Genomic DNA, 22,420 nt, shown 5'->3' with positions numbered 1-22,420 from the left:
AATCGCACAGTAGAATCGCCGCACTATGCGTATTCTCGTCACCGGTGGCGCCGGTTTCATCGGTTCGCAGTACGTCCGCTCCATCCTGTCGGCGGACCCTGCGGCAAGCATCACGGTCTTCGACAAGCTGACCTACTCCGGCGTCGAGGCCAACCTCGCACCAGTGGCGAACCACCCCGGGTACACCTTCGTCCGCGGTGACATCTGCGACGTCGACGCGGTCGACCAGGTGATGGCCGGTCACGACGCGGTCGTGCACTTCGCCGCCGAGTCGCACGTCGACCGCTCGATCGCCGGTGCCGGTCCGTTCGTCATGACCAACGTGGTCGGCACCCAGGTCCTCCTGGACGCCGCCCGCAAGCACGGTGTCGGCCGTTTCCTCCACGTCTCCACCGACGAGGTCTACGGCTCCATCACCGAGGGCTCCTGGACCGAGGACTGGCCGCTCGCGCCGAACTCCCCGTACTCCTCCTCGAAGGCGGGCTCCGACCTGCTGGCGCTGGCCTACCACCGCACCCACGGCATGGACGTGGTGGTCACCCGCTGCTCCAACAACTACGGGCCGTACCAGTTCCCCGAGAAGGTCATCCCGCTCTTCACCACCAACCTGATCGACGGCAAGCGCGTCCCGCTGTACGGCGACGGCGGCAACATCCGCGACTGGCTGCACGTCTCCGACCACTGCCGCGGCATCGACCTGGCGCTGCGCAAGGGCCGTTCCGGCCAGGTCTACAACATCGGCGGCGGCGTCGAGCTCACCAACAAGGAGCTCACCGGCCTGCTGCTGGACGCCGCCGGCGCCGGCTGGGACATGGTCGACCACGTGCAGGACCGCAAGGGCCACGACCTGCGCTACTCGCTGGACATCACCAAGATCCGCGAGGAGCTCGGCTACGAGCCGCAGGTCACCTTCGAGGAGGGCCTCGCCTCGACCATCGCCTGGTACCGCGAGAACCGCGCCTGGTGGGAGCCGCTCAAGGTGAAGGCCGCCCAGGAGTCGTGACCGAGAGAAGCACCGCGGAGGGCGCTCGCCGCTCGCCGCTCGCCCGACTCCTCGCCACCCTGCCGCCGGGCACCACGTCGGTGATCGGCGGCACGGTCGTGCTCGGAGCCGCCTCGTACATCCACCTCATGGCGGCCGGGCACGGCCTGACCACCGACGACATGGCCTCCGTCTCGGTGCTCTGGACCATCCTGATGTCGGTCGGGCTGGGCCTCTTCTTCCCCGTGGAGCAGGAGCTCACCCGCATCGTCGCCGCCCAGGAGGTGGCCGAGGAGGGCTCCGGCGGTGTGGTCCGCCGGATCGGGCTGCTCACCGCCGGCGTCCTCGGCCTGCTCGCCGTGGGCCTGGGCGTCGCCGCCCGCCCGCTGGCCGACACCTTCTTCGAGGGCCGGCTCGACATGGTCGCCGCCCTCGGACTCTCCTTCGCGGCCATGGCCGTGGGGAACGTCACCCGCGGCGTGCTCGCCGGCCTCGGCCGGTTCGGGCCGTACGGACTCCAGCTCGGGATCGACGGCGGCCTGCGCATCGGCCTCGCGCTGGCCTTCCTGTTCACCGGCATCCGCTCCCCGCTGGCGTACGCGCTGATCCTCACCATCGCCCCGGTGGTCGCCGTCGCCGCCACCCTGCGGCCGGTGCTGCGGGGCTCCCGGCGCGGCCCCGCGCCCGCCTTCGCGCTGCTGCTCGGCGGCCTGGGCCCGCTGATCTGCTCCACCCTGCTCTCGCAGGTCGTCGTGAACGCGGCGGTGGTCTCCACCAAGCTGATCGCCCCCGCCGAGGGCGCCCTGGTCGCCGGCCTGCTGAACGCCGTGGTGCTGGCCCGGGTGCCGCTGTTCGTCTTCGGCTCGCTCCAGGCCTCCCTGCTCTCCGGCCTGTCCACCGCGGCCGCCGCCGGCGACCGGCCCGGCTTCACCCGGCTGCTCGGCCGGACCTGCCTGGTCGTCACCGCGCTCGGTGTGGCCGGCGGCATCCCCGCCACCATTCTCGGCCCCTGGCTGATCCGGGTACTCTTCGGTGCCCAGGATGTGCTGGGCCGGGCCGAGTTCTTCTGGATGTCGGCCGGCACGCTCTGCTACATGCTGGCCATGGTGCTGGGACAGGCCCTGATGGTCCTCCACCGGCACCGCGTCCAACTGCTCTGCTGGGCTCTGGCGACACTGGTCCTGATCGGTGCCACCCTCCTTCCCGGCGCGGTCGCGACCCGGGTCTGCCTCGCCTACACCCTGGGGTCGCTGACCGCCGTGCTGTCCATGGCACTGGCCGTCCGGCTCACCTTCCCCCGGGTGCCCCCGAACTCTCCCGAAACCCCGACCTTGCGGCCAGACGCTGCAGCATGGAGCCACGATGTCCGACTATGACGACGTATGGCTGGTCATCCCGGCCTACAACGAGGGGACCGTCATCGCCGACGTTGTCGAGAACGCCCGCAAGGTGTTCCCCAACATCGTCGTGGTCGACGACGGCAGCACCGACAACTCCTCCGAGCACATCCTGACCACCGGCGCCCACCTGGTGCGCCACCCGGTCAACCTCGGTCAGGGCGCCGCCCTGCAGACCGGCCTGGCGTACGCCCTCCGGCAGCCCGGCGCGGCCTACTTCGCCACCTTCGACGCCGACGGCCAGCACCAGACGCCGGACGTGGAGAAGATGGTCGCGCTGCTCCGCGCCGACCAGGCCGACGTCGTGCTGGGCTCGCGCTTCATCGAGCAGACCGGCCAGGTCCCGTGGATCAAGCGGGTGGTGCTGCGCACCGCCGCCACGATCAGCCCGACCGCCCGCAAGCTCAACCTCACCGACTCGCACAACGGTCTGCGGGTGCTCAACCGCAAGGCCGCCGCCAAGCTGCGCATCACCATGAACGGCATGGCGCACGCCTCCGAGATCGTGGCCTTCCTCGCCTCGGCCGACCTCCGGGTCACCGAGGTGCCGGTGGACATCCTCTACACCGAGTACTCCCGCTCCAAGGGCCAGTCCCTGATCAACGGCGTCAACATCCTCTTCGACATCTCGCTCCGGGAGCGTGCGCGCAAATGAAGTACATCTGGATTCAGCTGCTGCTGCTGCTCGGCACCGGCTCCCTGGTGCTGATGTTCGTGCGCCGCTGGGACCGCGCGCACACCCGGGCCTGGAAGCGGATGGCCTTCGCCGCATTCGTGATCGCCAACGTCTACGCGGTCTTCCGTCCGCAGGACGTCACCTGGGTCGCCAACCAGCTGGGCGTCGGCCGCGGCACCGACCTGGTGCTCTACCTGCTGGTCGTCGCCATGGCGTTCATGACCCTCAACTCCTTCATGAGGTTCCGCTCGCTGGAGGCCAAGCTCACCGACCTGGCCCGGGCGATCGCCGTCAACGACGGCCAGCGGGTGAACACCGAGCGCTTCGCCGAGGACGAGGCCGCCGGCCTCACCGAGAAGGTCAACCAGTAACCCCCTCACGAAAGGACCGAGGACCGATGTCCGCGCTCCCGCTGGCCCGCACGCCCGTCGCCCCGGAGAGCACGGACCTCCCCTCGGGCACGACCCCGCCCGCCCCGGTCCGGCCGGCGCTCGGCCGCCGCTCCGTGCTGGTGGCGGCGGAGGCCGCCGCCGGCCTCCTGGTGGCCCTCGGCTTCACCTGGATCGGCACCACCGTCAGCGTCAACCCGATGACCCGGGTCGGGCAGGTCAGCGGCCTCGCCGCCCTCCAGCTCCGCTTCATCCTGGTCGCCATCGCGCTGATGGTGGCCTGGCTGGCCGTGGGCCGCTGGCTGTCGAGGTCCACCGCGCTGCGGCTGGCCGCGAGCTCGGTGGCGGGCCTCGCCAGCGGCCTCTACGCGGCCGGCATCGCGGTGGCCCTGCGCGGCACCTGGTGGCCGCTGAACGGAGCGCACGGCGACTCCCTCCAGCTGCAGGACTGGGCCGTGATGATCCAGGAGGGCAAGCCGATATCCGGCGTCTACCCGCCGCTCTTCCCCTACCTGCTGAGCTACTGGACCGAGTACCTCAACCCGGACCGCCCCGGCGCGGCCCTCAAGGTCCTCACCCTGCTGCTCACCGCCGTCGCCGGCCCCGCCGTCTACCTCGCCTGGCGACTGCTGCTCCCGCCGCTGTGGTCCCTCGGCATCGGGCTGGCCTCGCTGTTCCCGATCTTCACCGCGGCCAAGCCGTACGTGGACATCATCCTGCTCGTGCTGGTCCCGGTCTTCGCCCGCTTCATCGGCAGCCTGATCAACGCCGGCCGGCGCTCCACCCGGACCGCGCTGCTGCTCGGCGCCGGCTACGGCGTGGTCTTCGCGCTCTTCTTCCTCTGGTACTCCGGCTGGTTCGTCTGGTCCGCCCCCGGCGCGCTGGCCTGCCTGGCGCTCGCCCTGGTCGGGGCCGGACGCGCGGGCCGGACGGCGCTGCTGCGCGCCGGCGTGACGCTGGCCACCACCGGCGCCGTGTTCCTGCTGCTGGCCGGGAGCTACCTCATCCGCCTGCTGCAGGGCTCCGGCACGCCGGACGCCTACATGTACTTCGACACCCAGACCGAGCCCGCGTACTTCGCCATGTGGCTGGGCGACCTGCCGGGCGGCTACACCCACGCCACCTGGCCGATCCCGGGCGAGCTCGGCGGCGTCGGGGTGTTCGTGCTGCTCCTGGTGGCCGGGGTGGGCGTGGCCCTGTGGCTGGGCGCCGAGCTGCCGGTGGTGCAGGTGGCCGGCTCGTTCATGGTGAGCGCGTTCCTGCTCCGCTACTGGTTCGCCTCCCACATGGAGCGCGACCAGCTGGTGCAGCTCTACCCGCGGACCTCCTCCGAGCTGCTGTACTGCAGCCTGGTGCTGTGCGGCATGGCCGGCTACCTGCTGAGCCGGAAGCTGGCGGGCCGCACCGCGGCCGCCGACGGGGCCCTCCGCCGCCCGGGCACCCCCGCGGTGAAGACCGCGGGCGCGGTGCTCTGCGCGCTGACCCTGTTCTCCGCGCTGGCCGGCTCGGCCACCGTGGACCGGTTCATGCCCTCCGACCAGAACAACCTCGGCCGGCTGTCCTGGGTGGCGCACACCGACCAGCTGCCCAACGGGAAGTGCCCGAAGTACGCCCCGGGCGGGCACTGCGAGCCGCCCAAGTAGTCGTCTTTGCAGGTGATGTGTCCACTTTCACCGTGATCTGTGAGAGTGGCGTGAACGAACTGTCCCGTGGGAGAATCCCGGGGCCGTTCGACCGGCCGTCCGCCGGTCCGGGCATCAGCACCGGAGATTGCGCACCGCCGTCGCTCTCCGATTCTCAAGGGGGAGAACCCGATGGACCAGACCACCATGCCCGTGCCACCGGAGGAGAGAACCTCCGACCGGCCGGGCGGGGCGGCGGAGCGCACCGGACCGGCCCGGTCCGACCGCGCCGCCGCACGGCTGCGCATGGTGGCGGCGCACCGCTGGTTCTGGCCGTCCGCGCTGCTGCTGGGCTACGCGTTCCAGATGCTCGTCCGGCTCTCCCTGGTGCTGCACCGCAGCTACCCGTCGGTCCACGCCGACGAGAGCACGTACCTGGTGCTCGCCCGGGTGCTGGCCGGGCGCTCCGGCACCGACATCCCGGTCGGCGTGGTCATCCCCGGCGGATACCCGCTGCTGATCTCGCCCGCGCTGCGGATCGCCGACAACCCGGTCACCGCCTACCACCTGGTCATGGGCATCAACACGGTGCTCAACTCGCTGGTCTTCCTGGCCGCCTACGCGGTGCTCCGCCGGGCCGGCCTGAGGCGCCCGCTCTCGCTGCTGCTGGCGACCGTCACCGGGCTGCTGCCCCCGGTCGTCTACTACGCGCAGTTCGCGATGACGGAGACCATCTTCCCGCTGCTGCTGCTGGTCTGGCTGCTGTGCATGCACGGCTGGCTCTCGCCCGGCGGCTTCCGGGCCCGCGCCCTGCACGGCGCCGGGATGGCGGCCGCGGCCGCGTACTCCATGGCCACCCACGACCGCGGCGGCGTGATCTGCGCGGTGACCGGCGTCCTCCTGCTGGTGGTCCTGATCACCGGCTGGGCGCCGCGGTGGGCCACCGCGATCTCGGTCGGCGTCCTCGGCCTCGGGGTCGGCGCGTCCCGGCTGCTCGCCGCCTACCTGGAGTCGAAGTTCGACGCCGTGCCGCCCAGCGAGGTCGGCACCAAGGTCTTCGACGAGCTGTTCGACCCGGAGAAGCTGGGCCGCACCCTCACCCGGGTGGCCGGCCAGATCTGGTACTTCATGATGTCCACCTGGGGCATCGGCGCGATCGCGGTGGCGTTCTGCCTGGCGGCGCTGTTCACCACCCGGGTCGACCGGGCGACCCGCCTGGTCGCGCTGGCGATGACGGCCCTGCTGGTCGGCATCCCGCTGGCCGCCGCGGCCGGCCTGGGCGACGACCCCCGGATCGACAACTGGGTCTACGCCCGGTACCTCTCCTCGCTGGTCCCCGCCTACTTCCTGCTCGGCCTCATCCTGATCCACCGGGCCGGCCGGCGCGCCCTGATCGCGCTGACCGCCGGCGGCCTGCTGCTGATGGCGGTGCTGGGCGAGACCGTGATCCAGTACGTCGGGCCCGGCCTCAAGGGCGTGATCATCCCCTGGGCCCTGCCGGACGCCCTCTTCCTCGGCCTCAACTGGGAGAGCCTGCACATCGTGCGGGCCACCGAGGTCGCCGCGCTGATCGCCGTCGTGTGCGTCGCGCTCCGGCTGTCCGGCGGCCGCCGGGTGGTCGCGGCGCTCGGCGCCGGCCTGCTCGGGTTCGCGCTGCTCGCCACCACCACGATCACCGACGAGGTGGCCGACCGGCACTACGGCGACCGCAAGTTCGCGGGCACCGGCTTCATCAAGGAGGCCGGTCTCAAGCGCGGCGACAACCTGGTCATGGACTGGGACAACGACTGGGACATCCGGATGGCCCAGCCGTACGAGGTCTACTGGGGCCGGGTGTGGACCACCGACCTCAAGCACGGCGCCACGCCCCCGCCCTCGGCCACCGTCGCGCTGTTCCGGCTCCCCGCGGCGGAGCCGAAGGACCCGAAGGACCCGGACGGCCCCAAGGCCGTGAACCCCGCGGACAGCTGGAAGCAGGTCCCGGCCGGCTGGTACGTCGACAAGGTCAGCTGGAAGCACGGGTGGGTGGTCTGGCGCCACCGCTGATGGGCACGTCCGACCCGCCCGGCATGATTGGGTGGACCGGCGGAGCCGCTGGGCTCCCGGGAGCCGGTCCGCGGAGCCCGAACGGATTTTGGAGGGGGCGCAGTGTCCCGGTCGGTTGGTGAGTGGGTCCGTGGTCTGCGCTGGCCGGCGGCGGAGGCCGCAGCCGGCGCCGTCGCGGCCCTCGGCTACACGCTGCTCTGCGCGACGATCGACGTCGACCCGATGGTCCGGATCGGCCAGGTCTCCGGCCTGGCCGGCCTCCAGCTGTACGGCGCGCTGCTCGGCCTGCCGCTGCTGGCCCTGCTGGTCTTCTGCGCCCACCGCGGGTCGCTGCGCCGGTACGACCGGGTGAAGCGGCTGGTCTGCGCCGCCCTGGCCGGCCTCGCCAGCGGGGCGCTGGCCGGCGGCACGGTGGTCGCGCTGAGCGGCACCCCGTGGCCGCTCGGCGGCCAGGACGGCGACCCGGCCACCCTGGTCCGGATGGCCAACTCGATGCTGAACGGCGGCCACCTCCCCGGCGTCTACCCGCCCGGCTTCCCGGCCGCCATCGCCCTCTGGGCCAAGATCCGCTACAACGGGATCGGCGACACCGGGCTCGCCCTGCAGGACCTGCAGATCGCCTTCACCGCGCTCGCCGGACCGGCCGCCTACCTGTCCTGGCGGATGCTGCTGCGGCCGTTCTGGGCCCTGGCCATCGCCCTCCCGGCCACCGTGGTCTTCCTGGACCCGATCCGCCCGTACAGCCACGTCACCATGATCGTGCTGATGCCGCTGTTCGCGGCCTGCCTGCTGCGGCTGCGCAGGATCGCCGAGGTCCCGACCCGGACCGCGCTGCTGGCCGCCGCCGGCTACGGCGCGGTGCTCGGCGCGCTCTTCCTCTGGTACTCCGGCTGGTACCTGTGGGCCGCGCCCGGGGTGCTGGTGCTGGCGCTGCTGGCCCTCCCCTGGCGGCAGGGCGGCGCGGTGCTGCGCCGCGCGCTGGCGTACTGCGCCACGGTGGCGGCGGCCGCCGCGCTGGTCGGCTCACCGCTGCTGTACGAGATCCTGAAGCACGGCTCCGGGGTGCCGGACCGGTACGCCTACCTCGCCGTCTACGCCGACCCGGGCTACGTGCTGGGCTGGGCCTCCGACCGGGCCGGCGCGCAGACGTACCACACCTGGCCGGCCTCCGGCGAGCTGGCCGGACAGACCGGGTTCGCGGTGCTGCTGCTGGCCGCGGTCGGCCTCGGCATCGGCCTGGGCCTGCGCCACGTCGCCGTCAAGACCGCCGCGGTGGTGCTGGCCGGCGCCTGGCTGCTGCGCTTCTGGTTCGCCTCCCGGATGGAGGACACCCAGGCCGTCCAGCTGTACCCGCGGACCACCTGGATCATCCTGTACTGCCTGATGATCCTCGCCGTGGTCGGGCTGATGGCCGCCGTCGAGCGGGTCTCGGCCCGCTGGCTCAGCGGTTCCACCGGGCCCGCGGCGGCCACCGCGGCCCGGGTGCGCCCCGGGGCCGTCCAGCAGCTGGCCGCGGGCCTGGTCTGCGCGCTGGCCCTGTTCGGCGCGATGGGCACCTCCTGGTCGGTGAACCGGTACCTCCCGGAGGACCCGGGCCTGGGCACCATGGGCCTGGACGCCTGGCGGGCGCACACCGTGAAGCTGCCCGGCGGCGGTTGCCCGAAGTACTCCCCGGTCCAGCAGTGCCAGGACATCGACGTCTCGTTCTTCAACCCGGGCGACGACCAGGACCAGAAGCTCTGGTGCGGCGCCCTGCCCGGCCCGGACTGGCCGACGGTGTGCGGCCGGCGGGCGCCCTGGCTCGCTCCGGAGCAGTGACACCGAGCGGTGACGCCGGAGCGGTGACACCGAGCGGTGACGCCGGAGCGGTGAGGTCGGGCCGCTCCGTGATCCGATTGGCATTACCGGCGTGCGGTGTGGCAGTATGTCCAAGTTGCTCGGTTGAGTGCCGATGCTGCGCGCCTCCCGCCGGGAGGACCGGAAGCGAGTCCCATGTACTCGTCGTTCCCGTGATGGCCGTTCATGCGTCCGCGTACGCCGCGAGGTGTGCGTGTGGGCGTAGTGGTGTGTAGTCGACACCGCGGCAGCTGCGGGGCGGACGTACGGGAATCTTCCGGGAAGCGTCAGCGGGGCCTCGACCCGGCGCCCGCGGGGTCTGCAGACCCCACCGAACCCACATGCGGAAACCGACGGAGAGATTCGCCGGTTTTTTGCGAGCGAAAGGGCGACACGCCCGACCGCGGGGGTCGGAGGGTGGCCGCGTAGCGACTGAGGACAAAAGGACTACTGAGTAGCCATGGCGGGACAGAAGATCCGCATCCGGCTCAAGGCCTACGACCACGAGGTCATCGACTCCTCGGCGAAGAAGATCGTCGAGACGGTGATCCGTACTGGTGCGCAGGTCGCGGGCCCGGTGCCGCTGCCCACTGAGAAGAACGTGTACTGCGTCATCCGCTCGCCGCACAAGTACAAGGACTCGCGCGAGCACTTCGAGATGCGTACTCACAAGCGTCTGATCGACATCCTCGACCCCACGCCGAAGACGGTTGACTCGCTCATGCGTCTCGACCTGCCGGCGGGCGTCGACATCGAGATCAAGCTCTGAGAGGCGCACCGAAGATGGCTAAGCAGATTAAGGGCATCCTGGGCGAGAAGCTCGGCATGACCCAGGTCTGGGACGAGAACAACCGGGTTGTCCCGGTGACCGTCGTCAAGGCTGGGCCCAATGTCGTGACCCAGGTCCACACCGCCGACAGCCCGGCCGGCTACGACGCCGTCCAGATCGGCTTCGGCGAGATCGACCCCCGCAAGGTGAACAAGCCCCTCCAGGGCCACTTCGCCAAGGCCGGTGTCACCCCCCGCCGCCACCTGGTCGAGCTGCGTACCTCGGACGCCTCCGAGTACACCCTGGGCCAGGAGATCACCGCCGAGCTGTTCGAGGCGGGTGTCAAGGTCGACGTGACCGGCACCTCCAAGGGCAAGGGCTTCGCCGGTGTCATGAAGCGTCACAACTTCAAGGGCCTCGGCGCCGGTCACGGCACCCAGCGCAAGCACCGCTCGCCCGGTTCCATCGGTGGCTGCGCCACCCCGGGCCGTGTGTTCAAGGGCATGCGCATGGCGGGTCGGATGGGCCACGAGCGTGTGACCACCCAGAACCTGACCGTGCACGCGGTCGACGCGGAGAAGGGTCTGCTGCTCATCAAGGGCGCGATCCCGGGCCCGAACGGCGGCCTCGTCCTCGTCCGCACCGCGGCGAAGGGCCTGTGAAGGATATGACCACCATTGACATCCTGTCGCCGGCCGGCGACAAGGCCGGCAGCATCGAGCTGCCCGCCGAGATCTTCGACGCCAAGGTCAGCATCCCGCTGATGCACCAGGTCGTCGTGGCGCAGCTCGCTGCCGCCCGTCAGGGCACCCACAAGGTCAAGAACCGTGGCGAGGTCCGCGGCGGCGGCAAGAAGCCGTACCGCCAGAAGGGCACCGGTCGCGCCCGTCAGGGCTCGACCCGCGCGCCGCAGTTCGCCGGTGGTGGCGTCGTGCACGGTCCCGTGCCGCGTGACTACTCGCAGCGGACCCCGAAGAAGATGATCGCCGCCGCCCTCCGCGGTGCGCTCACCGACCGGGCCCGCCACGAGCGCATCCACGTGATCACCGCGGTGACCGCGACCGAGGCGCCGTCGACCAAGGCCGCCAAGGTCCTGTTCGGCAAGATCTCCGAGCGCAAGAACGTCCTCCTGGTCGTCGAGCGCGAGGACGAGCTGGGCATCCTGTCCGCTCGCAACCTGGCGAACGTGCACATCCTGGACGCCGGCCAGCTGAACACCTACGACGTGCTCGTCTCCGACGATGTGGTCTTCACCCAGGCCGCCTTCGAGCGTTTCGTGGCCGGTCCGGCCGCGTCCGCCAAGGCTGTTGCCGCTGAGGGCGAGCTCGAAGGGAGCGCCGCCTGATGGCGAACGAGATCACGAGCAAGACGTACTCGGACCCCCGTGACGTCCTGATCAAGCCGGTCATCTCCGAGAAGAGCTACTCGCTCCTCGACGAGAACAAGTACACGTTCGTCGTGGCTCCCGGTGCCAACAAGACCCAGATCAAGCAGGCCGTCGAGGCGGTCTTCTCGGTCAAGGTCGAGGCCGTCAACACGCTGAACCGTCAGGGCAAGCGCAAGCGCTCCAAGACGGGTTTCGGTAAGCGCAAGGACACCAAGCGCGCCATCGTGACGCTGGCCGAGGGCAACCGCATCGACATCTTCGGTGGTCCGGTCTCCGCCTGACGGGGATCGTGATCGTCGATTAGGACGAGGACTAAAATGGGTATCCGCAAGTACAAGCCGACTACGCCGGGCCGCCGCGGCTCGAGCGTGGCCGACTTCGTCGAAATCACGCGGTCCACGCCGGAGAAGTCGCTGGTTCGCCCCCTGCACAGCAAGGGCGGCCGTAACAACGCCGGTCGTGTCACCGCCCGCCACCAGGGTGGCGGTCACAAGCGCGCCTACCGCGTGATCGACTTCCGTCGTCACGACAAGGACGGCGTGCCGGCCAAGGTCGCGCACATCGAGTACGACCCCAACCGCACCGCGCGCATCGCGCTCCTGCACTACGCGGACGGCGAGAAGCGCTACATCATCGCCCCCCGCGGCGTTGCGCAGGGTGACCGGATCGAGAACGGCCCCACGGCCGACATCAAGCCGGGCAACAACCTGCCGCTCCGCAACATCCCGGTCGGTACCACCATCCACGCGGTGGAGCTCCGTCCCGGCGGTGGCGCCAAGCTGGCCCGCTCCGCGGGTTCCGGCATCCAGCTGCTGGCTCGTGAGGGCAAGATGGCGCACCTGCGCATGCCCTCCGGTGAGATCCGCCTGGTCGACGCGCGCTGCCGCGCGACCGTCGGCGAGGTCGGCAACGCCGAGCAGTCGAACATCAACTGGGGCAAGGCCGGCCGTATGCGCTGGAAGGGCGTCCGCCCGACCGTGCGTGGTGTGGCCATGAACCCGATCGACCACCCGCACGGTGGTGGTGAGGGTAAGACCTCCGGTGGTCGCCACCCGGTCTCGCCGTGGGGCAAGCCCGAGGGCCGTACCCGTCGCCCGAACAAGGCGTCGGACAAGCTCATCGTGCGCCGCCGCAAGACCAACAAGAAGCGCTAGGAGCAGGTCAGATGCCGCGCAGTCTCAAGAAGGGCCCCTTCATCGACGGCCACCTTCAGAAGAAGGTGGACGTGCAGAACGAGGCGGGCACGCAGAACGTCATCAAGACCTGGTCCCGTCGTTCCGTGATCTCCCCGGCCATGCTGGGCCACACGATCGCGGTTCACGATGGCCGCAAGCACGTCCCGGTGTTCGTCACCGAGTCGATGGTCGGCCACAAGCTCGGCGAGTTCGCTCCCACGCGCACCTTCAAGGGGCACGTGAAGGAAGACCGCAAGTCGAAGCGTCGCTAGTCAGCGCTCCGCGAGCTTGAGCTCAGCGCCAGATAAGACTCAGTGACTTACTCCATTAAGGGGACAACCATGGAAGCCAGGGCCCAGGCGCGGTACATCCGCGTCACGCCCATGAAGGCCCGCCGCGTGGTGGACCTCATCCGTGGCCTCAACGCCACGGAGGCCCAGGCCGTCCTGCGTTTCGCTCCGCAGGCCGCCACCGTGCCGGTCGGCAAGGTGCTCGACAGCGCCATCGCCAACGCCGCGCACAACTACAACCACAGCGACGTGAACAGCCTCTACATCTCCGAGGCCTACGTCGACGAGGGTCCGACCCTGAAGCGGTTCCGCCCGCGCGCCCAGGGCCGCGCCTACCGGATCCGCAAGCGGACCAGCCACATCACCGTGGTCGTCAGCAGCAAGGAAGGGACCCGGTAATGGGCCAGAAGGTTAACCCGCACGGGTTCCGCCTCGGCATCAGCACGGACTTCAAGTCCCGCTGGTACGCCGACAAGCTGTACAAGGACTACGTCAAGGAAGACGTCGCCATCCGGCGTCTCATGACGAAGGGCATGGAGCGCGCCGGCATCTCCAAGGTCGAGATCGAGCGCACCCGTGACCGCGTCCGCGTGGACATCCACACCGCTCGTCCGGGCATCGTGATCGGCCGCCGCGGCGCGGAGGCCGACAAGATCCGGGGCAACCTGGAGAAGCTGACCGGCAAGCAGGTCCAGCTGAACATCCTCGAGGTCAAGAACCCCGAGCTGGACGCCCAGCTCGTGGCTCAGGGCGTCGCGGAGCAGCTGTCCTCCCGCGTCTCCTTCCGTCGCGCCATGCGTAAGAGCATGCAGTCGACCATGAAGGCCGGCGCCAAGGGCATCAAGGTCCAGTGCTCCGGTCGTCTCGGCGGCGCCGAGATGAGCCGTTCGGAGTTCTACCGCGAGGGTCGCGTGCCGCTGCACACCCTGCGTGCGAACGTCGACTACGGCTTCTTCGAGGCCAAGACCACCTTCGGCCGCATCGGCGTGAAGGTCTGGATCTACAAGGGCGACGTCAAGAACATCGCCGAGGTCCGCGCTGAGAACGCCGCTGCCCGCTCCGGCAACCGCCCGGCCCGTCCCGAGGGTGGTCGTCCCGCCCGCGGTGGCGAGCGTCGTGGCGGCGAGCGCGGTGGCCGTGGCCGTCGTCCCGCCGCCGAGGCCCCCGCGGCCCCGGTGACCGAGGCTCCGGCTGCCGAGAACACCGGAACGGAGGCCTGACCCCATGCTGATCCCTCGTAGGGTCAAGCACCGCAAGCAGCACCACCCGAAGCGGCGTGGCGCGGCCAAGGGTGGCACCGAGCTGGCGTTCGGCCAGTTCGGCATCCAGGCCGTGACCCCGGCCTACGTGACGAACCGTCAGATCGAGTCCGCTCGTATCGCGATCACCCGTCACATCCGTCGTGGCGGCAAGGTCTGGATCAACATCTACCCGGACCGTCCGCTCACCAAGAAGCCGGCCGAGACCCGCATGGGTTCCGGTAAGGGTTCGCCGGAGTGGTGGATCGCGAACGTGCACCCGGGTCGGGTCATGTTCGAACTGTCGTACCCGAACGAGAAGATTGCTCGCGAGGCGCTCACCCGTGCCGCGCACAAGCTTCCGATGAAGTGCCGGATCGTTCGGCGCGAGGACGGTGAGAGCTGATGTCGGCCGCTACCAAGGCTGCTGAGCTTCGCCAGCTGGACAACGAGGGTCTCGTTGCCAAGCTGCGTGAGGCCAAGGAGGAGCTGTTCAACCTCCGCTTCCAGGCGGCGACCGGGCAGCTCGACAACCACGGCCGGCTCCGGCTGGTCCGTAAGGACATCGCGCGGATCTACACCCTGATGCGCGAGCGCGAGCTGGGCATCGAGACGGTGGAGAACGCCTGATGACTGAGAACACCAACGAGACGCGCGGTTTCCGCAAGACCCGTGAGGGTCTCGTCGTCAGCGACAAGATGGACAAGACCGTCGTCGTCGCCGTCGAGGACCGCGTCAAGCACGCGCTGTACGGCAAGGTCATCCGCCGTACCAACAAGCTGAAGGCGCACGACGAGCAGAACGCGTGCGGTGTCGGCGACCGTGTCCTCCTCATGGAGACCCGGCCGCTGTCCGCGACGAAGCGCTGGCGCGTCGTCGAGATCCTCGAGAAGGCCAAGTAACGAAGCCGATGTGGTACGGCCGTATGTGCTCGATGCAGCGATGCGATCGAGTGAGCAGCGGCCGGCCCGTCGACTCTCGTTGACGATCAGGAGAAAGCTGTGATCCAGCAGGAGTCGCGACTGCGTGTCGCCGACAACACGGGTGCCAAGGAGATTCTCTGCATCCGCGTTCTCGGTGGCTCCGGTCGCCGCTACGCCGGTATCGGGGACGTCATCGTCGCCACCGTCAAGGACGCGATCCCCGGTGGCTCGGTGAAGAAGGGTGACGTCGTCAAGTGCGTCGTCGTCCGCACCGTCAAGGAGCGTCGTCGTCCGGATGGCTCGTACATCCGTTTCGACGAGAACGCCGCGGTCGTTCTGAAGAACACCGAGGGTGACCCCCGTGGTACCCGCATCTTCGGCCCCGTGGGCCGCGAGCTGCGCGACAAGAAGTTCATGAAGATCATCTCGCTGGCGCCGGAGGTGCTCTAATCTCATGGCGAACAGCATGAAGATCAAGAAGGGTGACCTGGTCCAGGTCATCACCGGCAAGGACAAGGGCAAGCAGGGCAAGGTCATCCAGGCCATGCCGGCTGAGAACAAGGTCCTCGTCGAGGGTGTCAACCGGGTCAAGAAGCACACCAAGCCGGGCCCCGGCACCCAGGGTGGCATCGTGACCGTCGAGGCCCCGGTGCACGTCTCCAACGTCCAGCTGGTCGTGGAGAAGGACGGCAAGAAGGTTGTCACCCGCGTCGGCTACCGCTTCGACGACCAGGGCAACAAGATCCGCGTTGCCAAGCGGACCGGTGAGGACATCTGATGTCTGAGACGACTGTTGAGAAGGTGGCCCCCCGCCTCAAGGAGCGTTACAACTCCGAGGTCAAGGGCCAGCTGCAGGAGCAGTTCTCGTACGAGAACGTCATGCTGATCCCCGGCCTGGTCAAGGTCGTGGTCAACATGGGTGTCGGCGAGGCCGCCCGTGACAGCAAGCTGATCGAGGGTGCCATCAAGGACCTGACCGCGATCACCGGTCAGAAGCCGGCCGTCACCAAGGCCCGCAAGTCCATCGCGCAGTTCAAGCTGCGCGAGGGCCAGCCGATCGGCGCCCACGTCACCCTCCGTGGTGACCGCATGTGGGAGTTCGTGGACCGTCTGGTGTCGCTGGCGCTGCCGCGTATCCGTGACTTCCGCGGCCTCTCGCCGAAGCAGTTCGACGGCCGTGGCAACTACACCTTCGGTCTCACCGAGCAGGTCATGTTCCACGAGATCGACCAGGACAAGGTCGACCGTCAGCGCGGTATGGACATCACCGTCGTGACCACCGCTCAGACCGACGATGAGGGCCGGGCGCTGCTGCGCGCTCTGGGCTTCCCGTTCAAGGAGGCGTGAGCCATGGCGAAGAAGGCCCTGATCGCTAAGTCCGAGCGCAAGCCGAAGTTCGGCGTCCGGGCGTACACCCGGTGCCAGCGCTGCGGCCGTCCGCACTCGGTGTACCGCAAGTTCGGCCTGTGCCGTGTGTGCCTCCGTGAGATGGCGCACCGCGGCGAGCTGCCGGGCGTGACCAAGAGCTCCTGGTAGTCCAGCAGCCCTAGGCACCGCAACGCGAGCAGTGGTGCCCGGCCCCTCACTTTTGGGCTTCCGTTCGGAATCCCGTAAGGTGGTGGGGTCGGGCCCCCTGCCGCGGCATCTCCATAGGTGCTCGCGGCTCTCTCATGAGGGCTCGCAACCCAGTCTTACTACGTCGCAGGTCCCCTGCGCTTGTGCCCCTTTCGCACTCCTGCGAGTGCGCGGAGGGGGACCTGGCGCGGAGAAACCACGGCGGGAGAGGCCTGAGGCCACCATGACCATGACCGACCCCATCGCAGACATGCTCACGCGTCTGCGGAACGCGAACTCGGCGTACCACGACACCGTGGCGATGCCGGCCAGCAAGATCAAGGCGCACGTCGCCGAGATCCTGCAGCAGGAGGGGTACATCTCCTCCTACAAGGTTGAGGAGCCCACCGAGGGCGAGGTCGGCAAGAAGCTGACCATCGAGCTCAAGTTCGGCCCCAACCGTGAGCGCTCCATCGCCGGCATCAAGCGCATCAGCAAGCCGGGTCTGCGCGTTTACGCAAAGTCCACCAACCTGCCGAAGGTCCTCGGCGGCCTGGGCGTGGCGATCATCTCCACGTCCTCCGGTCTCCTCACGGACAAGCAGGCTGCCAAGAAGGGCGTAGGCGGAGAAGTTCTCGCCTACGTCTGGTAATTCGGGAAACGGAGGTACAGCAATGTCTCGCATTGGACGGCTGCCCATCCCGGTTCCCGCCGGCGTGGACGTCACCATCGATGGCCGCGAGGTGTCGGTGAAGGGCCCCAAGGGCACCCTCACCCACGTCGTTGCCGCGCCGATCGAGATCGGCAAGGGCGAGGACGGCACCCTGCTCGTCACCCGCCCGAACGACGAGCGTCAGTCGAAGGCCCTCCACGGCCTTTCCCGCACGCTGGTGGCGAACATGATCACCGGCGTGACCGCGGGCTACCGCAAGTCGCTGGAGATCAGCGGTGTTGGTTACCGAGTCGCTGCGAAGGGCTCCGCCATGGAGTTCCAGCTCGGCTACAGCCACCCGATCCTGGTCGAGGCGCCGGAGGGCATCTCCTTCGTCGTCGAGTCGCCCACCAAGTTCCACGTGGACGGCACCGACAAGCAGAAGGTCGGCGAGGTCGCCGCGAAGATCCGCAAGCTGCGCAAGCCCGACCCGTACAAGGCCAAGGGCGTCAAGTACGCGGGCGAGGTCATCCGCCGCAAGGTCGGAAAGAGTGGTAAGTAAGCGATGAGCGTCTCTGTCAAGATCGGCAAGGGCAACGCCTACAAGAACGCCGCCCGCAAGCGCCGCGCCATCCGTGTTCGCAAGCGCATCACCGGCACCGAGGTGCGTCCGCGCCTCGTCGTGACGCGCTCGAACCGTCACATGGTCGCCCAGGTCATCGACGACGCCAAGGGTCACACCCTGGCGTCGGCGTCCACCCTCGACGTGTCCATCAAGGGCGCCGAGGGCGACAAGACCGAGCTGGCCAAGAAGGTCGGGAGCCTGGTCGCCGAGCGCGCCAAGGCCGCCGGCATCGAGTCGGTCGTCTTCGACCGCGCGGGCAACCGGTACGCCGGCCGCATCGCCGCCCTGGCGGACGCGGCCCGTGAGGCCGGGCTCGACTTCTAAGCCGCTCGTCGGCTCTGTCGACGGACGTAAACGAGAGAGGTAATTCCAATGGCTGGACCCCAGCGTCGCGGTAGCGGCGCCGGTGGTGGCACCGGCGAGCGGCGTGACCGTAAGCGCGACGAGCGGGGCGGCGCCCCGGTCGCCGAGAAGACCGCTTACGTCGAGCGCGTCGTCGCCATCAACCGTGTCGCCAAGGTTGTCAAGGGTGGTCGTCGTTTCAGCTTCACCGCGCTGGTCGTGGTGGGCGACGGTGACGGCACCGTGGGTGTCGGTTACGGAAAGGCGAAGGAGGTTCCGGCCGCCATCGCCAAGGGTGTTGAGGAGGCCAAGAAGAACTTCTTCAAGGTCCCCCGTATCCAGGGCACCATCCCGCACCCCATCCAGGGCGAGAAGGCCGCCGGCGTCGTGCTGCTGAAGCCGGCGTCCCCCGGTACCGGTGTTATCGCCGGTGGCCCGGTGCGTGCCGTCCTGGAGTGCGCCGGCGTTCACGACATCCTGTCGAAGTCGCTCGGCTCGGACAACGCGATCAACATCGTGCACGCCACCGTGGCCGCTCTGAAGGGCCTCGTGCGCCCCGAGGAGATCGCGGCCCGTCGTGGTCTGCCGCTGGAGGACGTGGCTCCCGCTGCTCTGCTGCGGGCCCGCGCGGCTGGGGTGAGCTCCTGATGGCTCGCCTCAAGGTCACGCAGACCAAGTCCTACATCGGTAGCAAGCAGAACCACCGTGACACCCTGCGTTCGCTCGGCCTCAAGCGGCTGAACGACACCGTGGTGAAGGAGGACCGCCCGGAGATCCGCGGCATGGTCCACACCGTTCGTCACCTCGTCACGGTCGAGGAGGTGGACTGACATGGCGGACAACTCGCCGATCAAGATCCACAACCTGCGGCCCGCCCCGGGCGCCAAGACCGCCAAGACCCGTGTGGGTCGTGGTGAGGCGTCCAAGGGTAAGACCGCTGGTCGTGGTACCAAGGGCACCAAGGCCCGCTACCAGGTTCCGCAGCGCTTCGAGGGTGGCCAGATGCCGCTCCACATGCGTCTGCCGAAGCTGAAGGGCTTCAAGAACCCGGCCCACAAGCAGTTCCAGGTCGTGAACCTGGACCGCCTGGCCGAGCTCTACCCGCAGGGTGGCGAGGTCACCGTGGCCGACCTGGTCGCCAAGGGTGCCGTTCGCAAGAACGAGCTCGTCAAGGTCCTGGGCCAGGGCGAGGTCTCGGTCGCGCTGCAGGTGACGGTCGACGCCGTCTCCGGCTCCGCCGCCGAGAAGATCACCGCCGCCGGCGGTTCGGTCACCGAGCTCCTCTGAGCTCTCTGACGACCGGGCCCCGCACCTCCTCCGGGAGGTGCGGGGCCCGTTGTCGTACGTGACCAATTTGTGTGTCAAAACCGGGCAAGCCGTACCCCGTCAGTGGGGGAGGGGCGGTCGAAGCTTCTGCCCAGCGGCCGCGCACTGTTAGAGTCCCTGGAGTTCCCTTGTACGCTGGCGCGAGGCTTGCCTGTGCCGTTCGTACGCGGGGCCCGGCAAGTCCACTCCCCACTCAGGACCGACCCTCCCGCCGACGATGTGCGGGAGGCGCAGGAGGCACCGTGCTCAGTGCGTTCGCGCGGGCGTTCCAGACGCCCGACCTGCGCAAGAAGCTGCTGTTCACGCTGGGCATCATGGTGATCTTCCGGATGGGTGCCCACATCCCCGTCCCGGGCGTCGACTTCGTCGCGGTGAACCAGTGCATCAAGGAGACCCAGACCAGCGGGCTGTTCGGTCTGGTCAACCTCTTCAGCGGCAACGCGCTGCTGCAGCTGACGATCTTTGCGCTCGGCATCATGCCGTACATCACGGCCAGCATCATCCTCCAGCTCCTCACCGTGGTCATCCCACGGCTGGAGGCGCTGAAGAAGGAGGGTCAGGCCGGCCAGGCGAAGATCACGCAGTACACCCGCTACCTGACCATCGCGCTCGCCGTGCTCCAGGGCACCGGCATCGTGGCGACGGCCTCCAGCGGCGCGCTGTTCTCCGGCTGCCCCTACGCCAACCAGGTCGTCCCGGACCAGTCGATCTTCCGGATCGCCATCATGGTCATCACGATGACCGCCGGCACCACCGTGATCATGTGGCTGGGTGAGCTGATCACCGACCGCGGCATCGGCAACGGCATGTCGATCCTGATCTTCACCTCCATCGCCGCCGGCTTCCCGGGCTCGATGTGGGCGATCAAGGAGTCCGGCACCCTGCTGGGCGGCTGGGGCGAGTTCTTCAGCGTGATCGCGGTCGGCATCGTGGTGGTCGGCCTGGTCATCTTCGTCGAGCAGGCCCAGCGCCGGATCCCGGTCCAGTACGCGAAGCGCATGATCGGCCGGCGCGCCTTCGGCGGCACCTCGACCTACATCCCGCTCAAGGTCAACCAGGCGGGTGTGATCCCGGTCATCTTCGCCTCGTCGCTGCTCTACATCCCCGCGCTGGTGGTCCAGCTGACCAACTCGCAGGCCGGATGGGCGACCTGGATCCGCAGCAACTTCGTCCGCGGTGACCACCCGGTCTACATGGCGACCTATTTCGTCCTGATCGTCTTCTTCGCCTTCTTCTACGTGGCCATCTCCTTCAACCCCGAAGAAGTTGCCGACAACATGAAGAAGTATGGTGGGTTCATCCCGGGCATCCGGGCCGGCCGACCGACGGCCGAGTACCTGAACTACGTGCTCACCCGCATCACGTGGCCAGGATCGTTCTACCTGGGCCTTATCGCGCTGATCCCGATGATCGCCCTGGTCGCCTTCGGCGCGAACCAGAACTTCCCGTTCGGCGGCACCAGCGTGCTCATCGTCGTCGGCGTCGGACTCGAAACTGTGAAGCAGATCGAGAGCCAGCTCCAGCAGCGTAATTACGAAGGGTTCCTCCGCTGATGCGTATCGTCCTCGTCGGACCTCCCGGGGCCGGGAAGGGTACTCAGGCGCACGTCCTGGCCAAGACCCTGTCCATCCCGCACATCTCCACCGGAGACCTGTTCCGCGCCAACATCAGCCAGGGCACCCCGCTGGGGCTCGAGGCGAAGGCGTACATGGACGCGGGTCGCCTGGTGCCGGACGAGGTCACCATCGGGATGGCCAAGGACCGGATGCTCCAGCCGGACGCCGCGAACGGCTTCCTGCTCGACGGCTTCCCGCGCAACCTGGGCCAGGCCAAGGCCCTGGACGAGATCCTCGCCGAGGAGGGCATCGCCCTGAACGGCGTGCTCGACCTGGAGGTCCCCGAGGACGAGGTCGTCAAGCGGATCGCCGGTCGCCGGCTGTGCCGCAAGGACGGCAGCCACGTCTTCCACGTGGTCTACAACCCCCCGGCGGCCGAGGACGTCTGCGACGAGTGCGGCGGTGAGCTGTACCAGCGCTCGGACGACACCGAGGAGGCGGTCCGCGTCCGCCTGGAGGAGTACCACTCCAAGACCGAGCCGATCATCGGCTACTACGCGGACCAGGGCCTGCTGGTGACGATCTCCGCCCTCGGCAAGGTGACCGAGGTGACCGAGCGCGCCATCGCCGCCCTGGAAGAGAAGAAGAGCGCCTGACGCACGTCCACGGACGGCCGGGAAGCCCCGACGGGGCCTCCCGGCCGTCCTGGCGTCGTACGGTGGGTGGAGAGTGCAACTGACGTGGAAGGCGTGACCTGATGGTGGAGATCAAGACCCCCGAGCAGATCGCGAAGATGCGGGCGGCCGGACTGGTCGTCGCCGAGGCCCTGAAGGCCTGTCGCGAGGCCGTGGCGCCGGGGGTGACCACCCAGGAGCTGAACGACATCGCGGACAAGGTGATCACCGACCACGGTGCCACCTCCAACTTCCGGGCGCACCACGGTGGCCTGTGGTTCCCGGGGGTGATCTGCGCCTCGGTGAACGAGGAGGTCGTCCACGGCATCCCCGGCGACCGGGTGCTGCGAGAGGGCGACCTGATCTCCATCGACTGCGGCGCGATCCTGGACGGCTGGCACGGCGACGCCGCGATCACCGTGGCGGTCGGCGCGACCGCCCCGGAGAACGAGCTGCTGAGCCGGGTCACCGAGGGCTCGATGTGGGCCGGCATCGCCCAGATGCGCAAGGGCAACCGGCTGGTCGACGTCTCCCGGGCGATCGAGGGCTTCATCCGCCGCCAGCCGCTGCCGCCCAAGGGCAAGTGGGGCATCACCGAGGGGTACGGCGGCCACGGCATCGGCACCGCGATGCACATGGAGCCGCACGTGCTGAACTACGTGGCCGGCCGCGGCAAGGGCCCCAAGCTGGTGCCCGGCACGGTCCTCGCCATCGAACCGATGGTGGGCCTCGGCACCCCGCACACCACCGTCCTGGAGGACGACTGGACGGTGGTCACCAACGACGGCACCTGGGCCTCGCACTGGGAGCACTCGGTGGCCGTCACCGAGCAGGGCCCGCTGGTGCTGACCGCCTTCGACGGCGGCCGGGCCGAGCTCGCCAAGCTTGGCGTCACGGCCGCGCCGGACCCGCTGGCCTGATCCGTCGGGATCCGACGGGGCCCGGAGGTTTCGACCTCCGG

General features: G+C 69.1%; 31 protein-coding genes. All 31 read left to right on the top strand.

The features are described 5' to 3' along the window. Positions 1 to 25 precede the first annotated feature (25 nt). The 31 genes from rfbB (at position 26) to map (ending at position 22,379) form a co-directional block, all read left to right on the top strand. Complete coding sequence (gene rfbB, locus ABWK59_RS14770) at positions 26 to 1,003, top strand: dTDP-glucose 4,6-dehydratase (RefSeq protein ID WP_354641038.1); 978 nt, start codon at positions 26 to 28, stop codon at positions 1,001 to 1,003. Next, positions 1,000 to 2,358, top strand: coding sequence for a lipopolysaccharide biosynthesis protein (locus ABWK59_RS14765; protein WP_354641037.1), 1,359 nt, complete (start codon positions 1,000 to 1,002; stop codon positions 2,356 to 2,358). The genes rfbB and ABWK59_RS14765 overlap by 4 nt, the downstream gene beginning before the upstream one ends. Further along, on the top strand, positions 2,345 to 3,034 hold the full coding sequence (locus ABWK59_RS14760; RefSeq protein WP_354641036.1) for a glycosyltransferase family 2 protein: 690 nt from the start codon (positions 2,345 to 2,347) through the stop codon (positions 3,032 to 3,034). The genes ABWK59_RS14765 and ABWK59_RS14760 overlap by 14 nt, the downstream gene beginning before the upstream one ends. After that, positions 3,031 to 3,426, top strand: coding sequence for a DUF2304 domain-containing protein (locus ABWK59_RS14755; RefSeq protein WP_354641035.1), 396 nt, complete (start codon positions 3,031 to 3,033; stop codon positions 3,424 to 3,426). Before ABWK59_RS14760 ends, ABWK59_RS14755 begins: the two co-directional genes overlap by 4 nt. A gap of 26 nt (positions 3,427 to 3,452) precedes the next feature. Next, complete coding sequence (locus ABWK59_RS14750) at positions 3,453 to 5,087, top strand: hypothetical protein (protein ID WP_354641034.1); 1,635 nt, start codon at positions 3,453 to 3,455, stop codon at positions 5,085 to 5,087. A 171-nt stretch (positions 5,088 to 5,258) separates the two neighbouring features. Then, entirely contained in the window at positions 5,259 to 7,112 is a 1,854-nt protein-coding gene (locus tag ABWK59_RS14745; RefSeq protein WP_354641033.1) for a hypothetical protein, read from the top strand. A gap of 102 nt (positions 7,113 to 7,214) precedes the next feature. After that, entirely contained in the window at positions 7,215 to 8,930 is a 1,716-nt protein-coding gene (locus tag ABWK59_RS14740; RefSeq protein ID WP_354641032.1) for a hypothetical protein, read from the top strand. A gap of 478 nt (positions 8,931 to 9,408) precedes the next feature. Further along, positions 9,409 to 9,717 (top strand): 30S ribosomal protein S10, encoded by a 309-nt coding sequence (gene rpsJ, locus ABWK59_RS14735; protein ID WP_012785157.1) that lies wholly within the window; start codon positions 9,409 to 9,411, stop codon positions 9,715 to 9,717. A gap of 14 nt (positions 9,718 to 9,731) precedes the next feature. Then, entirely contained in the window at positions 9,732 to 10,379 is a 648-nt protein-coding gene (gene rplC / locus ABWK59_RS14730) for a 50S ribosomal protein L3 (protein ID WP_035863529.1), read from the top strand. A gap of 5 nt (positions 10,380 to 10,384) precedes the next feature. After that, positions 10,385 to 11,062, top strand: coding sequence for a 50S ribosomal protein L4 (gene rplD / locus ABWK59_RS14725; RefSeq protein WP_354641031.1), 678 nt, complete (start codon positions 10,385 to 10,387; stop codon positions 11,060 to 11,062). Further along, on the top strand, positions 11,062 to 11,385 hold the full coding sequence (gene rplW, locus ABWK59_RS14720; protein WP_354641030.1) for a 50S ribosomal protein L23: 324 nt from the start codon (positions 11,062 to 11,064) through the stop codon (positions 11,383 to 11,385). The genes rplD and rplW overlap by 1 nt, the downstream gene beginning before the upstream one ends. Before the next feature lie 36 nt (positions 11,386 to 11,421). Further along, on the top strand, positions 11,422 to 12,258 hold the full coding sequence (rplB, locus tag ABWK59_RS14715; protein WP_354641029.1) for a 50S ribosomal protein L2: 837 nt from the start codon (positions 11,422 to 11,424) through the stop codon (positions 12,256 to 12,258). Positions 12,259 to 12,269: 11 nt separating this feature from the next. Then, positions 12,270 to 12,551 carry a 30S ribosomal protein S19 gene (gene rpsS, locus ABWK59_RS14710; protein WP_043914586.1) on the top strand — a complete coding sequence of 94 codons (282 nt, stop codon included), beginning with the start codon at positions 12,270 to 12,272 and terminating at the stop codon, positions 12,549 to 12,551. 69 nt (positions 12,552 to 12,620) lie between these two features. Further along, entirely contained in the window at positions 12,621 to 12,968 is a 348-nt protein-coding gene (gene rplV / locus ABWK59_RS14705; protein WP_345697577.1) for a 50S ribosomal protein L22, read from the top strand. Next, complete coding sequence (gene rpsC / locus ABWK59_RS14700; RefSeq protein WP_354641028.1) at positions 12,968 to 13,789, top strand: 30S ribosomal protein S3; 822 nt, start codon at positions 12,968 to 12,970, stop codon at positions 13,787 to 13,789. Before rplV ends, rpsC begins: the two co-directional genes overlap by 1 nt. Positions 13,790 to 13,793: 4 nt before the next feature. Next, positions 13,794 to 14,213, top strand: coding sequence for a 50S ribosomal protein L16 (rplP, locus tag ABWK59_RS14695; protein WP_030457415.1), 420 nt, complete (start codon positions 13,794 to 13,796; stop codon positions 14,211 to 14,213). Continuing rightward, positions 14,213 to 14,437, top strand: a complete 225-nt coding sequence (gene rpmC / locus ABWK59_RS14690; RefSeq protein WP_345697575.1) for a 50S ribosomal protein L29 — start codon at positions 14,213 to 14,215, stop codon at positions 14,435 to 14,437. Before rplP ends, rpmC begins: the two co-directional genes overlap by 1 nt. Beyond that, positions 14,437 to 14,709, top strand: coding sequence for a 30S ribosomal protein S17 (gene rpsQ / locus ABWK59_RS14685; RefSeq protein WP_014136278.1), 273 nt, complete (start codon positions 14,437 to 14,439; stop codon positions 14,707 to 14,709). The genes rpmC and rpsQ overlap by 1 nt, the downstream gene beginning before the upstream one ends. A gap of 99 nt (positions 14,710 to 14,808) precedes the next feature. Further along, positions 14,809 to 15,180 (top strand): 50S ribosomal protein L14, encoded by a 372-nt coding sequence (gene rplN / locus ABWK59_RS14680; protein WP_030232481.1) that lies wholly within the window; start codon positions 14,809 to 14,811, stop codon positions 15,178 to 15,180. 16 nt (positions 15,181 to 15,196) lie between these two features. Beyond that, positions 15,197 to 15,508 (top strand): 50S ribosomal protein L24, encoded by a 312-nt coding sequence (gene rplX, locus ABWK59_RS14675; protein WP_030263484.1) that lies wholly within the window; start codon positions 15,197 to 15,199, stop codon positions 15,506 to 15,508. Continuing rightward, entirely contained in the window at positions 15,508 to 16,077 is a 570-nt protein-coding gene (rplE, locus tag ABWK59_RS14670) for a 50S ribosomal protein L5 (protein WP_030263480.1), read from the top strand. The genes rplX and rplE overlap by 1 nt, the downstream gene beginning before the upstream one ends. Before the next feature lie 3 nt (positions 16,078 to 16,080). Continuing rightward, the gene (locus tag ABWK59_RS14665) at positions 16,081 to 16,266 is read left to right on the top strand and encodes a type Z 30S ribosomal protein S14 (RefSeq protein ID WP_008747480.1); all 186 of its coding nucleotides are present in this window, start codon (positions 16,081 to 16,083) and stop codon (positions 16,264 to 16,266) included. A 262-nt stretch (positions 16,267 to 16,528) separates the two neighbouring features. Beyond that, entirely contained in the window at positions 16,529 to 16,936 is a 408-nt protein-coding gene (gene rpsH, locus ABWK59_RS14660) for a 30S ribosomal protein S8 (protein ID WP_354641027.1), read from the top strand. Between the two features lie 22 nt (positions 16,937 to 16,958). Then, complete coding sequence (gene rplF / locus ABWK59_RS14655; RefSeq protein ID WP_354641026.1) at positions 16,959 to 17,498, top strand: 50S ribosomal protein L6; 540 nt, start codon at positions 16,959 to 16,961, stop codon at positions 17,496 to 17,498. A gap of 3 nt (positions 17,499 to 17,501) precedes the next feature. After that, on the top strand, positions 17,502 to 17,885 hold the full coding sequence (gene rplR, locus ABWK59_RS14650) for a 50S ribosomal protein L18 (protein ID WP_354641025.1): 384 nt from the start codon (positions 17,502 to 17,504) through the stop codon (positions 17,883 to 17,885). A gap of 48 nt (positions 17,886 to 17,933) precedes the next feature. Further along, complete coding sequence (gene rpsE / locus ABWK59_RS14645; protein ID WP_354641024.1) at positions 17,934 to 18,551, top strand: 30S ribosomal protein S5; 618 nt, start codon at positions 17,934 to 17,936, stop codon at positions 18,549 to 18,551. Further along, a complete protein-coding gene (rpmD, locus tag ABWK59_RS14640; RefSeq protein ID WP_014136270.1) occupies positions 18,551 to 18,733 on the top strand; it encodes a 50S ribosomal protein L30 in 183 nt (60 codons plus the stop codon). The genes rpsE and rpmD overlap by 1 nt, the downstream gene beginning before the upstream one ends. A gap of 1 nt (position 18,734) precedes the next feature. After that, the gene (rplO, locus tag ABWK59_RS14635) at positions 18,735 to 19,190 is read left to right on the top strand and encodes a 50S ribosomal protein L15 (RefSeq protein WP_354641023.1); all 456 of its coding nucleotides are present in this window, start codon (positions 18,735 to 18,737) and stop codon (positions 19,188 to 19,190) included. A gap of 281 nt (positions 19,191 to 19,471) precedes the next feature. Further along, on the top strand, positions 19,472 to 20,782 hold the full coding sequence (gene secY / locus ABWK59_RS14630; protein ID WP_354641022.1) for a preprotein translocase subunit SecY: 1,311 nt from the start codon (positions 19,472 to 19,474) through the stop codon (positions 20,780 to 20,782). After that, complete coding sequence (locus ABWK59_RS14625) at positions 20,782 to 21,441, top strand: adenylate kinase (RefSeq protein WP_354641021.1); 660 nt, start codon at positions 20,782 to 20,784, stop codon at positions 21,439 to 21,441. Before secY ends, ABWK59_RS14625 begins: the two co-directional genes overlap by 1 nt. Positions 21,442 to 21,542: 101 nt before the next feature. Next, the gene (map, locus tag ABWK59_RS14620; RefSeq protein WP_354641020.1) at positions 21,543 to 22,379 is read left to right on the top strand and encodes a type I methionyl aminopeptidase; all 837 of its coding nucleotides are present in this window, start codon (positions 21,543 to 21,545) and stop codon (positions 22,377 to 22,379) included. Positions 22,380 to 22,420 lie beyond the last annotated feature (41 nt).

Origin of the sequence: Kitasatospora sp. HUAS MG31, assembly GCF_040571325.1 — a bacterium.
GTDB lineage: Bacteria > Actinomycetota > Actinomycetes > Streptomycetales > Streptomycetaceae > Kitasatospora > Kitasatospora camelliae.
Note: the sequence above shows the minus strand (reverse complement) of the source record. Positions and strands in the feature narration are given on the sequence as shown.